This window comes from Rhodococcus sp. MT28, assembly GCF_058792695.1.
The window spans coordinates 615,864-630,824 of the sequence record NZ_JBXAFD010000002.1; the positions used below are offsets into that span (position 1 = coordinate 615,864).

Consider the following 14,961-nt stretch of genomic DNA (forward strand, 5'->3'; position numbering starts at 1 on the left):
GCTGAATAGTTAGCGGCAGGAACATTGTCGAGTGACCACACTGACCTCCGCGACCGCGCAGACATCGACACCCACCCGAACTCCTCGGGGGCGCATCGACCCTCGACTGCTGGTCGTCGGAGGCGCAGCTGCGATCTCGATCAGTTCGCTCCTCATCAAGCTGGCCGATGTGGGGCCCTCGACCGCCGTCTTCTTCCGTTGCTTCCTGGCCTTGCCGCCGCTGTTGTGGTTGGCGTGGCGGGAGTACCGCCGGGTGGGCAAGCCGAGCCGGCGGGCAGTCGTTCTGCAGGTGCTCGGCGGTCTGCTGCTCGGGCTGGATTTCGCGTTGTGGTCACAGTCGATTCTGATGATCGGCGCGGGGATGGCGAGCGTCGTCGTGAACGTGCAGGTGGTCGTGGTGCCCGCACTGTCCTGGTTGGTGTTCGGCAATCGGGTGCCGATGCGGTTCGTCTTCGCCCTGCCGTTCATGTTCACGGGAATCGCCTTGGCGGGCGGCGTGTTCGGGGGTGGGGGAACCGGCGACGACTTGCTGTGGGGAACGGCGCTCTCGCTCGTCTCCGGAATCGCCTACGGCGGCTACATCTTCGTGGTCGGCCGGACGGGCGAGGCGGATCGGGCAGCGAGCCAGGTGTTGATCTCGACGACGTCCGCGGGCATCGCCGGGTCCGTCATCGGATCACTGTGGGGCCGGATCGATTTCGTCCCGGGCTGGGAAGCGTTCGGCTGGCTCGCGGCACTGGCACTGGTCGGCCAGGTGTTCGGCTGGATGCTGATGGGGAACTCGCTCCCTCGGCTTCCCGCCGAGGTGGGCGCGACGCTCCTGCTCATGCAACCGGTTCTCGCCGTGCTGCTGGCAGTTGTGCTGCTCGGCGAACGGCCAGGCGTTGGGCAACTACTCGGGTGCGTCGTCGTTGTCGGAGCGGTCTCGGCCGTCTCCGTACGTCGCACCCGAGCAGTCACCCGAGTAGGTAGCGCAGGCTAGTGCACTCGCATCTCGCCGGGCATCCACATGCCCGAGCGGGTTGCGGTGCCCGTCTCCACCTCTGCCGGAACCGCATTGGGGAAGTACCGGTCGTACCGCTCGAGTGATCCCCAGTCCCGCGCCCAGTCGTCCTTCAGGTACGTAGGAACCGTCGTCGCACCGGCAAGAACCTCGGTGAATCCGAGCGGGCCACCGTTGTCCGCGGACTGCCAGGTGTCGGTGGAACTGACCGCAAGAGGACGGTCCGGGAGGATGCGGAAGTTCGGCATCTCGGCCACACCGTTCTGATGTGTGAACGGACGTTGGCACGGGAACTGAAGGCCGACAGCCCAGTCCAGGAGGACCGGCTGCTCGTTGCCGATGTACGAGTTCAGGGACTCGAGCTTGGGCACGCGCGGCGGCGTGAATGCCATCCACTGATCGCCCGTGAGGTTGGGATCGAACGCGACCACCCGAACGGCGTCCGCGTCCGGCGCGAGTTCGTCGATCGGGATACGGACGTTGCGCCACGACGGCGCGGGTCCGATGTCTCGCGGCATGTACGAACCCTGAACCTGCACGGTTCCGTCGGGCTGAGTCTTGCCGTACTCGACCAGAAGTGACTGGCCGTACGTGATCGCACCGGTGTTGTCGACGGACCACACACGCCCGGCGACAGACATGACCACCAGCGGTGATTCTTCACTGCGAGTGGGCAATCCGTACCAACTCGAGATGAGGGAAGCAGGTTCCTGCACGCCGGGCTGGTAGCTGCCCATGACCGGCGTTTTCGACGGATCGAGGCCGAAGGGGAGCTTGGCCGTGCTGCCGTTGACGCCGACGTTGCCGGTGCCGCCGCTGGTTCCGGCACCGGAACCGGTGGCGAAGGTGGGACCGACACTCTGGCTGTCGGTATTGCCCATGCCCTGCTTGACTTCGATGTAATCCGCAGTCAGATCGCTGGGAACCCCATTGGGGGAGAAGCCCTTCGAATCAACTCCGGACAACGGATCCTCGGCGTTGAATCCGGGAGCGGTCAGAGGCCGCAGATTCCCGGAATTGACGTCGGTCTCGACCAGAACGTCCTCGGCCATGCCGCAGGTCTTGCCCGCGAGTGCCTCGATGTTGCTTCGGCCCAGCGAGTACGCCGGGTACTGCGACACTGCACCCTTGAGTAGCGAGAGCACCTCGAACAGGACCATCAGACCGGCAATCACGGTGAGGGGAGCGGCCGCGAACTTGCGAATTCGTCTGCCCTTGGCCGTGTTCGGCTTCTCGGGCGGGGCGGCAAATCCCTCACGCAGGTACTGCCAGGCGGCAAAGGCCAAGGCGAGAGCAAAGAGCGCGAGGAACAGGGTGTTGGATTCACGGCCGTCGTAGGAGATGGTCTTGTCGAACCACGGCACGCCGTAACTCGAGACGTACCAATAGCCGTTGATGCCGGCGAACGTCAACGCGAGCATCAGGAGCAGTCCGGCCACGAACACCGATCGGTTACGACGCGAGCGCAGGGCGGACGCGGACACGGCCACGGCGGTCAGCGCGGCGAGAGAACCGGCGATGCCCGCGTACGCACCGAAGTGGTGAGTCCACTTGGTGGGGTTGAACATCATCAGGAACATCGTGCCGAAGACGACGCCGACCAGGCGCCACGACGGACCGGTTGCCGCACCGGGGACGCGGCCGCGGCGCAACAACACGAAGAGCGTCGTGAAGAGGCACAGGATCATCGTCAAGAACGCGAAGCGTCGGGCAACCGAGCCGTCGACTGTCTGGACGAAGAGGTAGTAGTAGCGCAGGAAGTCCTGGTACCACTCGAGATTGGGGCCGATGATCGTTCGGACGCGCGTGGCTTCCATGACGCCGGCAAAGGTCTGGTCGGCGAAGATGACCACCAGCACGATGGTTCCGGCAGCGGCGATCGGAGCGAGAAGCGGCAGGGTGCCGACCAGTCGGTGACGCTTGACGACGATGCGCACCAACGGGCGCACACCGGCGAGAAGGGCTGCGATACACATCAATCCGGTGGGTGCGGCGGCAAGAGTGAAGGCGCCGATCAAGATTGCCGTGGCCGCGGGCAGCAGACGTCCGGTGGCGATGGCGCGCTCGATGGAGCACCAGGTGAGCAGTGCGCCGAGAGCCACGATGGGCTCGGGGCGAAGACCGTTGTTGTACGCCAGCCAGAAGGACAGGAACACCAGCCCGCCGGTCCAGAGGGCGACGTTGCTCCGGCGAACCGCCCGGCCGAGACGCGGGACGACCTCGCGGCTGATGACCATCCAGCACAGGATTCCGGCGAGCAGAGCGGGCAGACGCATGAACGGGCTCGCGGTCGAGATCTTCGCCATCACGGCCAGCACTTCGTAATACCAACCGAACGGGGCCTCGGGAACGCCGAACCAACGGAAGTAGTTGGCCATGTATCCCGCGTCCGGTGAGACTCGAGCCATGGTGAGGAGGTAGCCGTCGTCGGCGGTGTTCGCGCCGATGAAGTGCCACACGACGAGCGTGCCGACCACCACTCCGTCGATACCGGAGAACTTCCACCAGCGTGCGGGCAGGAAGCGTCGGTGCTTGCGGCCGTCGGTGCCGTCGAGGCGAGCCAGGGCGACCAGCGCGACGATGGTCGAGAGGACTGCCACGATCATCGCGACCAGCTTCAAGACGCTGGGGCTCGAGGAGAAACGTGAGTCGATCGTCATCGAGAAGCCGAGGCCCTCGGGGGCAGCGCCGTCGGGCAGGTCGCTGAAGACGCCGACCACCTGCGGGCGGAAGTCACCGTCGAGCTGGCCACGAATCGGGTTGCCGTCGGGATAGGTCAGTCCGACGAACTCTGCCGTGGTTCGGTTGACGTCAGAGCTGAACGCGATGGCGCCACAGCGACTGGACTCGACGTCCTCGCGTGCCGCCGAAGCGACGACGACGTTGCGATCGAGCACGTCGACGCTCGTCGCGGACACCCGGACGAACATCGACGACAGTGCCGCGCCGTCGCCCTGTGCAGGTGCCGTCGACAGCAGGATGCCGCCGCCCTCGGGCAGCGAGCTGACCGCGGTACAGGGGATCGACGCGTTGACGTCGATGGGAACCTGCGCCATCAGAGGTGCCTCGACGTCGCCGATCACACCGTTCTGCGGCCAGTTGACCGAAGCCGTCGTCTGCACGACGGGAAGCAGCGGAGTTGCCAGTGCGAGCACGAAGCCGAGCAAGCCGGCGATGATCGCGACCCATCGCGTGCGATGGAAACGCTCGCGGGCATCCTGACCAGCAGGAGGCGGCGAACTCGAAGTCTGAGGTGAAGCTGTCACGGCGTCGGGCACGGCTACCGATGGTATGTCAGGGCTGAGCGTGGACCTACCGTGCCTGGGTGGTTGGTAGGTCCACGCGTAACAGTTACGACTGGTAACGAATCGGGCCCGGTGTCCAGGTGCCCGATCGGGTCTCGGTGGTGACGTTCATTTGCGCGGGAACCGCGTCCGAATCGAGCGGTGTGTACTGCTCGAGCGAACCCCAGTCACGATCCCAGTCGTTGTCCAGGTAGGTCGGCAATGCCCTGGCCGAGAGCAGTTCGGTAGTCCAGCCGAGCGGTCCGCCGCCGTAGTGGTCCTGCCAGGCGTTGGTGGACTCCGCGCCGATGCGGTCGGGCAGGATGCGCCAGTCGGGGATCTCGGCGACGCCGTACAGGTGATCCACCGGACGTTGGCACGGGAAGGCCAGACCGACAGCCCAGTCCATCAGCACGGGATCGGTGGATCCGACGACGTCCTGCAGCGTGCGCATGGTCGGCACTCGTGGCGGTGTGACCGCCAGCCACTGGTCGGCGCTGATGTCGGTGTCACTGGCCACCAGACGCACGGTGTCGGCGTCGGCGGGCAGCTGATCCATCGGAACGCGCAGGTTGCGCCACGACGGCGACGGGCCGATGTCGATCGGATCGACACGTCCCAGTGCGTCGACGCTCCCGTCGGCCTGCTTCTTGCCGTACTCGACCTGCAGCACTGCGCCGGGGGTGACGATGCCGTCGGAGTTGACGTAGCGGATGCGTCCGGCGGCCGCGACGGTCAGGAGCGGTGCGGCGTCGTTGCGCTCGGGGAGTGAATACCAACCGGTGGTCAGTGACGCGTTCTGAGGTGCTCCGTAACTACCGAGCACCGGGGTTTTTGCGGGGTCGAGCCCGAACGGGAGCGCGACGTTGCTGCCGTTGACGCCGGCCGTCGACTGCGAGCCACCGGCGGTTCCGGATCCGGTTCCCGGCGTGGTGGTGCCGGACTGAGATGTTGTCGTGTCGAGGCTGTTTGCACTGCCCGCCGTCGAGTCCTCGGCGTCTGCGGTGAGGTCGCCGGCGACTCCGTCCGGCGAGAACCCGGTTGATTCGCTCGCACCGAATGCACCCGCGCCGGCGAGATCGGTGGGCCGATCCGTCAATTGCAGAACGCCGGCGTTCGGATCGGACTCGACGAGTACCTCACCCGCGAGACCGCAGCTTCCGCCGAAGACGGATTCGATGTTGGACTTGCCGATCGAATACGCGGGGTACTGCGCGACCGCGCCCTTGAGCAGGGACAGCACCTCGAACAGCACGACCGCTCCGGCCGCGATGGTCAACGGTGACGGGGCGAGAAGGCGGAGTCGCCTGGTCTTCTTGACGCTGTCCTCTGTGCCGTTTCGCCGGCGCGGCTCCATGACGTGGTACCACGCTGCCAGCAGCAGCGCGAGAATCGTGAGGCCGAGGAAGGCCGTCGAGAATCCCTTGCCGGCGATTGACGGCGGCTTGTCCCACCACGGGACGCCGTAACTCGAGACGTACCACCAGCCGTTGGAGCTCGTGAACGCCACAGCGAGGATGAACAGGATGCCCGCGGCGAACAGCGCGCGGTTTCGTTTGGAACGCATGCTCGACGCACTCACACCGACGGCGGCAAGGACGGCCACCGTGGCGGCCAGACCGGCGTACACACCGAAGTGGTGAGTCCACTTGGTGGGGGTGAACTGCATCAGGAGCAGCGACGCGAACACGATGCCGAGGATTCGGCGGGAGGGCCCGATAGCGGTGCCCGGGATCCGGCCCTTGCGCAGGATCATCATGACGCAGAAGACGAGTCCGACGAGCATGACGAACATGCCGAAGCGGCGTGCGAGTGAGCCGTCGGGGGAGATGGTCATCAGTGCGTCCCAACGCAACCGTTCCTCGAACCACGGAACATTCGGCCCGACGGCCGTTCGCACTCTGGTCGATTCGAGAACTGTCGCGAGGGTTTGATCTGCGAAGACCGCGACGAGCACCACGGTTCCGGCGGCGAGAATCGGCATGATCTGGGACAGGAAGCCGACGCGCTTGCCGCGGGCGATCAGGATCTGCAGGATCGGCCGGGCGCCGGCGATCAACGCGCCGATCGCGATCAGCCCGGAAGGCCCGGCGGCCAACGAGAATGCGGCGATCAGCACGGCCATCGCGGCGGGCAACAGACGTCCGGTAGCGATGGCGCGTTCGATGGAGCACCACGTGAGCAGAGCGCCGAGGGCGATGATGGGCTCGGGGCGCAGGCCGTTGTTGTACGGCAACCAGAAGGCGAGGAACACGAGCCCGCCGGTCCAGATGGCAACCTTGTTGCGGCGCACCGCAACACCGAGTCGCGGGATCACCTCGCGGCTGATCACCATCCAACACAGAATGCCGGCGATCAGCGCGGGCAGGCGCATCCACATGCTCGCGGTGCTGACCTTCGCGAACAGCGCCAGCACGTCGTAGTACCAACCGAACGGCGCTTCGGGGACGCCGAACCAACGGAAGTAATTGGCCATGTACCCGGAGTGCTCCGAGACTCGGGCCATGCCGAGCAGGTAACCGTCGTCGGAAGTGTTGGCGCCGAACACATGCCACAGCGCCAGCGTGCCGATAACCAGGGCGTCGATGCCGGTGAACTTCCACCATCGCGCCGGCAGGAACCGCCGCGCACGACGGCCGTCGACGCCGTCGATCCGGTGCAGTGCGTACAGCGAGACGATGGTCGAGAGTGCCGCCACGATCATCGCGAACAGTTTGAGAAGTGTGGGGCTGGACGAGAACCGCGAGTCGACGTCCATGTGGGCGGACAGTCCGGCGGGCGCTGCGCCCTGCAGGTCGGTGAAGATGCCGACAACCTGTGGGCGGTAGTCACCGGTCAGGGTGGTGCCGACGCCGTCGATTCCGGTGACCGCCGCGACGGTCTGCTCGGAGTTGGTCGTGATGGTGATCGCCGTGCACCCGCTCAGTTGATCGAGCGGGGTCGAGATCAATACCGAATCGCGGGTGAGTGCTTCGAGGCGGTCGGCAGTGGTGCGGACGGTGAGGCCGCGGGCGTTTCGGTCCGGCGCCCCGTTCGGCATGGTCGAGAGCAGTGTGCCGCCGCTGCCGCCCAACTGGCCGAGAGTGGAACAGGGGATGCTGATGTCGAGCGATGTGGGCGAGTAGGAGATAAGCGGCGACGAAACGCTGTTGACGGTCCCACCCTGCGGCCAGTCGATGCTCGCGGCTTCCTGCTTGACGGGCAGGAACGGCGTCGCGAGTGCAAGAAGCAGGCCAAGAAGTCCGGTGACTATCGCGATGAGTCGTGCCGTCCGGACTCGCTGGGAATCCGATTCTCGGGGAGCTTCGGGGCCAGTGGGCACGGGTTTCGGGGGCACTACTACTTCAGACGGCACAAGGAACGATGTTAGGCGAGTGCGGGCCCGCACATCCTGAGAGAACTACTCAGGATGCAACTTCCTGTTCGGATTGTGGTGTTTCAAGTGTTCGGGCGATGGTGTCGAGTGAAATACCCAACACTTCCGCGACCGCGCTGATGGTGAAGAAGGCGGGTGTCGCGATGCGGCCGGTTTCGATCTTGCGCAGCGTTTCGACGGAGATGCCGGCGTCGAGCGCTACCTGAACCATGCTTCGGTCCCCCCGCGCCGATCGCAGGAGTTCACCCAGTCGTAGTCCTCGTTCGAGTTCTTCCGCCGTCAGCGGCACGCGCACCATGTGCTTATAGTAATACCGGTATAGTTATTCGACAAGGAAGGTGTTCGAAATGGTCGAAATCAAGACCGCAGGGGAAATCGACGCGATGGCGGCGGCTGGGAGAATCACGGCGCAGGCTCTGGCTGCGGCGCGTGAGGCGGCAAGCGTCGGGGTGACGTTGCTCGAATTGGACGCCGTTGCCGCGGAGGTTATTTCGGCGGCCGGCGCCTCGGCGCTGTTCTTGAACTACCGGCCGGCAACGGCATCGACGCCGTTCCCAGGCGCCATCTGTGCGAGTGTGAACGATGCTGTGGTGCACGGTATCCCGAATGAGTACCGGCTTCGCGACGGTGACCTGGTCAGCATCGACTGCGGCGCGAGACTCGACGGCTGGTGCGGCGACTCCGCCATCAGCTTCACTGTCGGGCGGGGGAGTAGTGAGGATCAGGCACTGATCGACGCGACCGATGAGGCACTTGCCCGTGGCATTGCCGCTGCCCAGCCCGGAAACCGATTGGGCGACATCGGTGCCGCGATCGGACAGTACGCGCGTGGCCGCGGGTACGGCATGCTGGCCGATCACGGTGGGCACGGCATCGGCCGCGAGATGCACGAAGGCCCGGACGTGCCCAACGAAGGTCGAGCAGGCAAAGGCTTCCGGCTGCGTCCCGGCCTGGTCATCGCCATCGAACCGATGCTCATCGCCGACGGAACCGACGACTACCGGCACGACGCCGACGGGTGGACCCTTCGCACCGTTTCGGGCGCCCGGGCTGCGCACAGTGAGCACACGGTCGCGATCACCGAAGACGGTCCGGTGATCATGACCCGCTGATCAACCCGCTCAGCTCTGGTTGGAGGTCTTGCCGCTCACGAGGTCTCGTACGTCCCACACCCACACGTCGTCGACGCGCTTGGCGTCGAAGCCGACCAGCTCGTCGACCGTGTGGCGCAGGGCGTCGTCGCCGGAGAATCGGGGAAGCACCAGTACGTCGGCGTGCCAGTACCGCAGGTCGGTCAGTGCGTTCGCTCTGGTGCCCACGTCGATCAACGGGACCTTGCCGGTTTGTTTGGCATTGACCAGCAGGGTCGAGGTGGGCCGGGACTCGGCGCCGTAGATTCCGGCGCGGGTCTTCGAATCCGGGCCGACGAAGTACCCGCCGGCGATGGGGAAGCCGAAGTCGGCGTCGACCTGCCAGCTCAGTGCGCGGGCGTCTTCGGCGCTCGCGACGGGAACCGTCACCAGGGTGCCGTCGCTGACGTAGTTCTCCCACGAGCCGCTGGTGATGAATTCGGGCGTCGCAGATCGCTGATCGGCGTCGATGGGGGTCGGGATCAGGGGAATCATCGCGACGGCGAGAGCCACCAGCCAGACACCGGCTGCCGTGCGGCGCGGTCCACGAAGTTCGACAAAAGCGCGGTAGGTGCCGAGGGTGAGCAGCAGCCCGATCGCCGGAATCGCGCCCATCGCGAATCGGGATTCGAGCACCGATTCGAACAACGGCAGGTCGGCGAGGAGTTTCCACGGCAGAGTGATGCCGGTCTTGTCACCGTCGATGGTCAGTTCGGAACCGAGTGAGAGCACACCCATGACCACGATCACGGCGGCAGCCGCGCGGGTCAGGCGGATGCGCCACAGCCACACCGTTGCACCGAGAAGCAGGAGCACCAGCGGCCATCCGAAGTACGCGTTCTCCTCGGTCGGGTTCATTCGGAACTCCGCGCCCTCGGGGTCGCCCGCAACCGATTCGGTCGGGAACGTGGTGAGTGCAGCGGTGTCGTTGCCTGCCTGACCGTGTGAGACGCCGTCGTAGCTCGCTGGGCCGAAGAACTGCGACCACAGCGGCACCGCGGTGATCAGGAGTGTGACCGCGCCGCCGATCACGAGGCCGGGCATCGCGCGCTTGATCGCCTGGCGCGACTTGGCCAGGCCGGGCAGTGCATAGGCGGCGCCGAACACCATGGCTGACATCGTGAAGATGAGGAGCGGTTCTTCGCCGAGGAAGATCTGCCAGGCGACGAGTAGGCCGAGGACGACACCGTCGCGAACCGGACGCTTGCCGTTCGAAATGCGCACTACCTGCAAGAATATGAACGGAAGTACGAAGAACGCGACGAAGTTCGGGTGGCCGTTGGCATGCGAGATCATGGCGGGCGCAAATCCGCAGAACCCCGCTCCGACGGCGGCGGCGACCTTGGAGCGGACGGAGACTCCGGTCAGTACGTGCCGCGAGAATGCCCAGTACCAAGCGATGGCGGTGCCGCCGAGGCCGGCAGTCAGCCCGATCGCATACGTGGCGGTCGGTCCGAAGATCAGCGTGATCGGGGTCAACGGGATACTGATGCCGAACATCGCGGTATTGGCCATCAGGTTCACGCCGAGTGGATAATTCTGCAGGTCACTGAACAGTGGGCTGCGGAACTGGGCGAGGGCGTGAGCGGTATCGGCGAAGAACCATTCCCACATGGCCTGGTCGCGGCCCGCGTTGAACAGATAGCCGGACTGCAGATCGCTCCACAGGTTGGACATCACGTAGATCGCCGCGACGGTGAACGTCGCCATGATCGCGAGGTCGACCAGACGACCGCGCTGGACGACCGAGCGCCGCACTGCTGAACGGACTCGCCCTGGACGTGCTTCTTCGAGCAGTTGGACGTCGGGCAAGGTCTCGGTCATGCAGTCGGTGCCTTTCGGTTCTGGCGCCCATCCCTGAAGTGGCGATCTCAGAAGTTCGGGGTGGCCTACTTAGGTCTCGATTCGATAACTTCCACTGTCAGAGTAACGAACAAAACGGTTCGCGTCCGCGAGCGGGCGCAGTCAGCGGGACAAACCGGTCCGCCCGACTTGTCCGGAAAGTAATGTTTTCGTGCATCGTTTGACGGGTTCGTGACCGGGGTATCGCAACAAGGATCTTGCTCGCGTTTGTTCAGGCAGCCCCGACGAATCCCATCCTCGACGAAGAGTTGGAACCTACGTCCGGGGCCTATACCGGATGGGATGGTGCTTGTGCATGTCGAAGACAGCAGTTCGTAGTAGCGCAGTAGGAGCAGTGGCCTTGTTGGCCGTTGTCCTGGGGGGTGGGACGGCGTCGGCAGGCGTCGACAACACCAGTTCGATCACCGACGTCAAAGGAAATCGGATAGAAGTCTTCCAGGCTGATACCGCTATCCACGTCTTTCCACCTCTCGACAGCTCACCGCTGAGTGTCGAGTTCTTCCACGACGGGGTTGCCGGCGTGAAGATCGACGGCCCGGATGCAGCAAGTTTCACCGGAACGAAGCTGACGATCGGCTATCAGATCGGTTACCCGATCGCGTTGACCGGCGCGACGGTCGTTCTCAACAGTCCTGGTCTCGACTGGGCAGTCGAGAGCGGAACGAACCTCGGGATCGGTCTGGTTCCGGATTTCGAACTGGGCCTGGATATTTCCAATGGGTTCGTCATCGGTGGTGACATCATTCCGTCGCAGGAACTGGACGTCGACCTGGCGCCGGGCGGTATCACCGACGTCGCGCTGCTCGAAGATCAGGAGTTCGACGGTCCCGAAGCCGCTGTCCGTCTGTCCGGAGTTCACGGTTACGTACAGGGAGCCATCGGGCCGGTGACCATCAGGCCGTACGCGAAGGCTGTCACGTCGAATGGCGATACCGTCGTCACTTACGGTGTACCGCAGAGGCTTTAGCGAAAGCGGATGCTCCCGCCGTCACGCTGCAACAGCGTGATGGTGGGAGTTTTCCGCGTTCCGTGTGGTCGAATCGGCGCCACGAATCGGCGAAGCGTCCGCCCAGTGGGCACTACGGGAAACACTGACGAGTTTCGCGACCAACCGTGCCGCGATCCACACGAGGTACACGGCGGTGATCAGAAGCAGAAGTGCCCAGTCGTGCGCGAAGAATCCGACTATCCCGCCGATCGTGAACGCGAGGGCGACGAAGACGACCCGTCCGCCCACGTCGGTCTCGACCAGATATTCGGGTTCGATCGGATCGTCGGGTTCGCTCGATTCATCGACGTCCTCGGATGACTCGGCCCTGGACTTCTGGTGGTGTTCGGTGGGGATCTCGAGTAGCTCGCCCCATTCGAGCACCGCAACGGTGTGCGCGGTGTCGGTCGGGATCGCGCGGTAGTCGCGGGACTCGGACACGTCGATGAGAGCCCTTGCCAGAGTGAGTACTTCGATGCGATTGCGAATCGCGACGCTCAACACTTCATGGAAAGCCTGTTCGCGCCCGAACGGTTTGCCGCGCGCAATGACCAGAACATGCTCTGCGGAATCGAGAACTGCACGATGCGGTACAAGCTCGCGGCTTTGCGCAACGAGTTCGCTCACTGTCATCACCTACCCCGCCGGTGGTTGATGCGGCCGTTTGCTCGACTGCGCTTGGAGGGGCTGAGTACCCCGGCAGTTTCGGAAACAAACTCGCCGGACAGCGTGTCAGATTTGCGCAGCCGGGGCCGAGAGTGCTCCGAGGCAACTTTCGATCAGGTCGGCAACGATCACGTGAGCACGTTCGCGGCTGTCGACGCGGCCTTCCCACGTGGCACAAGTGACGACGGTGAGCACGGTCAGAGTTCCTGCCCGAAGTTCGGCGATCTCTGCCGGTAACGAGGACGCAGCGACTATCCGCCGCTGAACTTCGCGGAAACTCTCGGCCTGCATGTGGTCACGGATAGTCGACGACATCGCCGGGTCGAAGATCGACTGCACCAGGAACCGCGCGTACAACGTGCCCTCGCGGTAGATGGTCTGTTCCGCCAACGGCAGGACGAGAGCCTCGACGAGGGCACGCATCGTCGGTGGATTCGCGTCGAGATCGATCGTGTCGAGCAACTCACGACGACGCTCACCGGCAGGTCGCATTCTGGACTCGACGACGGCCGCCAGCAAACCTTCACGTGACCCGAAGTGATACTGCGCAGCCGATTTGTTGGCCTGCCCGGCTTCGGTCTGAACATCACGAAGAGTCAGAGCGGCCAGACCTCGCTCGGCAACCAGACGCTCGGCTGCATCGATCATCGCCGCTCGGGCATCGGTTCGGGGCACGGTATGAAGTTAGGGGTGCGTCGGGGTCGCGTCAACGACCCCGACGGTAAGCCTTTTGTGACGTATCTCCTGGTTAGATTGCGTCAGAGCGGGTAACGACCACAAACGGCCCCTGCTCGGTCACGGTGAAACGAGGATCGTCGAACAGTTCCTTGGGGAACGTGACCGTGTAGCGGCGGACGTTCGGGTCGTTGGGGTAGACGTCCTCTGCCAACCGCAGCGTGTACCCGTCGGCGCCCTGGCGGAAGACGAAGGCGTCGGGGCTGCGCCACGGCGCCGAGTCCAGCGCAGCTATCAGTTCGTCAGGCGTCTTCAGTTCCGACCACTGCTCGATCAGCGCAGCGCGCGCACGGAAATCGGCGAGCGGGTTCGCGTAGTGCGACGTCAGTCCTTGAAAGCCGAAGTACGGGTAGAAGCTCAGGAAGCCGATGTCGGCAGTGAGGACCACCGTGTCATGGGGTTCGCGTCCCAACTGCTCGCGAATGATCCGGTCGATGTCGGCGTAATTGGCTTCGGCACCCGGGGGCCGCTTGTCGCCGCGCTCGCCGTTACCGTCGGTATCGCTGTATGCCACAGCGATATCCGGCGCCAGCACCTGCGGGATGTTCTGCGCGAAAGCGATGGCTCCGATGACACCGAGTGCAACCAGTACCGCTTTGACGCGAGGATTTTCGCTGGTGGCCAGCACGATCCAACCGGCGAACTCGAAGAAACCGAACACACCGGCGGCGGCAAGGAGTCCGATCAGGACCGGCTCCAGTCGGAAGCCGAGGAGCGTACTGCCGGCGACGGTGAACGTCATGGACAGCAGTGCCCACAGGTACACGGCAATGACACCGATACCGAGTGCTCGGGCGCGGCGGGAGAACAGGAACCGCGAAATCAGCCAGATCGTGCCGAGTAGGCACAGTCCACCGGCAAGGGTGAAGCTCAGCATCGGGAAGGGCAGTACCGCACCGGAATCGGGGAGGTAGTGCATTGCGGTGCCGGACTCTGCGGTGGCACCGGAGAGTGCCTTCAGCAGGTAGGGCGTCCAGACGGTCAGAGCCACCAGGCCGGAGATCACCGCGATCACGGCGAGCCTGACGAGGGGGCCCAGTGCGGCTTTCCACGTGTTCTGGGCGCGTGCGGCAAGTACTGCGGCCACCACTGCCATCAGAGTCACTGCGAACGCGGCGAATCCGAGATAGAGCGTGTAGACCGTTGCGGCGAAACCGAGGAACAGGCCGGTTCCGAGTATTGCGCCGGCTCCGGCAAATCGAGATGCCCCCGGCCGGTCCAATGCGCCCCACGCGAGGATCAGCACCGGCGGGATCAGGAGGTTGATGACGGCGCCGTACGCCTCGGGGGAGTTGTACGCCAACACGACGGCAGTGACGGCCAATGCCGCGACGACGGCCCAATCGCGTCGAATCAGCTTGGTCCACAACACGAGTGCAACGACGGCGACGACAGCCAACGAGCCGATCGCATAAGGCTTGAAGGCTTCCCAGCCGTCCATTCCCAGCAGGTTCGCGACGCGTCCACCGATCCAGAACCAGCCGGCCGGGTAGAACGGCGGCAGATCCACGTACGTCATGTCCTGCAGCGCAGCAGAATCCGTCAGCCGGGTCAGGTACTCGGTCCGGAACTGCTGATCGACCGAGACGCCGTGCAGATACAGACTCGTCGCGGCCAGGGGAAGTCCGAGCGTCGTGGTGACGAAGCCGGAGAGCCCGGCCCACGAGAGGAGTTTTGCGACCCGCTCGGCCTTGCGGGCGCGGAACATCAGAACCGCAACACCGACCACTGCGATGCAGAGCACCTGCAGCACCGTCGTGACTGCCTGCGTGACATTGGAAGAGGTGAACGCCGGCCACTGCACTCGGCCGAAAGCAAAGAGCCCGACAGCGGCTACAACAGCGGCGACCAGCGCTCCGAGGGCCATTTCCACCACCGTCGCCGCGGCATTACGCCACGGCGACGGGGTCGAAAGG

General features: G+C 64.7%; 10 protein-coding genes. 3 read left to right on the forward strand and 7 right to left on the reverse strand.

Translation table 11 applies throughout. From position 1 onward, the window contains the following. Positions 1–31: 31 nt before the first annotated feature. Complete coding sequence (locus tag AC1Q6C_RS11140; protein WP_007731812.1) at positions 32–982, forward strand: DMT family transporter; 951 nt, start codon at positions 32–34, stop codon at positions 980–982. Here AC1Q6C_RS11140 and AC1Q6C_RS11145 read toward each other — a convergent pair. The 3 genes from AC1Q6C_RS11145 to AC1Q6C_RS11155 form a co-directional block, all read right to left on the reverse strand. Next, on the reverse strand, positions 979–4,281 hold the full coding sequence (locus AC1Q6C_RS11145; RefSeq protein WP_030535817.1) for an arabinosyltransferase domain-containing protein: 3,303 nt from the start codon (positions 4,279–4,281) through the stop codon (positions 979–981). The two genes, AC1Q6C_RS11140 and AC1Q6C_RS11145, sit on opposite strands and share 4 nt — an antisense overlap. A gap of 73 nt (positions 4,282–4,354) precedes the next feature. Further along, positions 4,355–7,609 (reverse strand): arabinosyltransferase domain-containing protein, encoded by a 3,255-nt coding sequence (locus AC1Q6C_RS11150; protein WP_492666646.1) that lies wholly within the window; start codon positions 7,607–7,609, stop codon positions 4,355–4,357. Positions 7,610–7,691: 82 nt separating this feature from the next. Continuing rightward, positions 7,692–7,961 (reverse strand): helix-turn-helix domain-containing protein, encoded by a 270-nt coding sequence (locus AC1Q6C_RS11155; protein WP_003943854.1) that lies wholly within the window; start codon positions 7,959–7,961, stop codon positions 7,692–7,694. Positions 7,962–8,010: 49 nt separating this feature from the next. Between AC1Q6C_RS11155 and map the strand changes: the two genes are divergently transcribed. Next, the gene (map, locus tag AC1Q6C_RS11160) at positions 8,011–8,775 is read left to right on the forward strand and encodes a type I methionyl aminopeptidase (protein WP_030535815.1); all 765 of its coding nucleotides are present in this window, start codon (positions 8,011–8,013) and stop codon (positions 8,773–8,775) included. 9 nt (positions 8,776–8,784) lie between these two features. Here the strand turns inward: map and AC1Q6C_RS11165 are convergent, their stop codons facing one another. Then, positions 8,785–10,617, reverse strand: a complete 1,833-nt coding sequence (locus AC1Q6C_RS11165; protein WP_162114003.1) for a glycosyl transferase — start codon at positions 10,615–10,617, stop codon at positions 8,785–8,787. A 334-nt stretch (positions 10,618–10,951) separates the two neighbouring features. On the opposite strand from AC1Q6C_RS11165, the gene AC1Q6C_RS11170 reads away from it, so the two are divergent. Further along, a complete protein-coding gene (locus tag AC1Q6C_RS11170; protein ID WP_003943954.1) occupies positions 10,952–11,623 on the forward strand; it encodes an MspA family porin in 672 nt (223 codons plus the stop codon). Between the two features lie 21 nt (positions 11,624–11,644). Here AC1Q6C_RS11170 and AC1Q6C_RS11175 read toward each other — a convergent pair whose 3' ends face one another. The 3 genes from AC1Q6C_RS11175 to AC1Q6C_RS11185 form a co-directional block, all read right to left on the reverse strand. Beyond that, positions 11,645–12,277 carry a hypothetical protein gene (locus AC1Q6C_RS11175; protein ID WP_231915915.1) on the reverse strand — a complete coding sequence of 211 codons (633 nt, stop codon included), beginning with the start codon at positions 12,275–12,277 and terminating at the stop codon, positions 11,645–11,647. 99 nt (positions 12,278–12,376) lie between these two features. Continuing rightward, on the reverse strand, positions 12,377–12,985 hold the full coding sequence (locus AC1Q6C_RS11180; protein WP_492666620.1) for a TetR/AcrR family transcriptional regulator: 609 nt from the start codon (positions 12,983–12,985) through the stop codon (positions 12,377–12,379). Between the two features lie 73 nt (positions 12,986–13,058). After that, entirely contained in the window at positions 13,059–14,912 is a 1,854-nt protein-coding gene (locus AC1Q6C_RS11185) for a galactan 5-O-arabinofuranosyltransferase (RefSeq protein WP_202022679.1), read from the reverse strand. Positions 14,913–14,961: the final 49 nt, after the last annotated feature.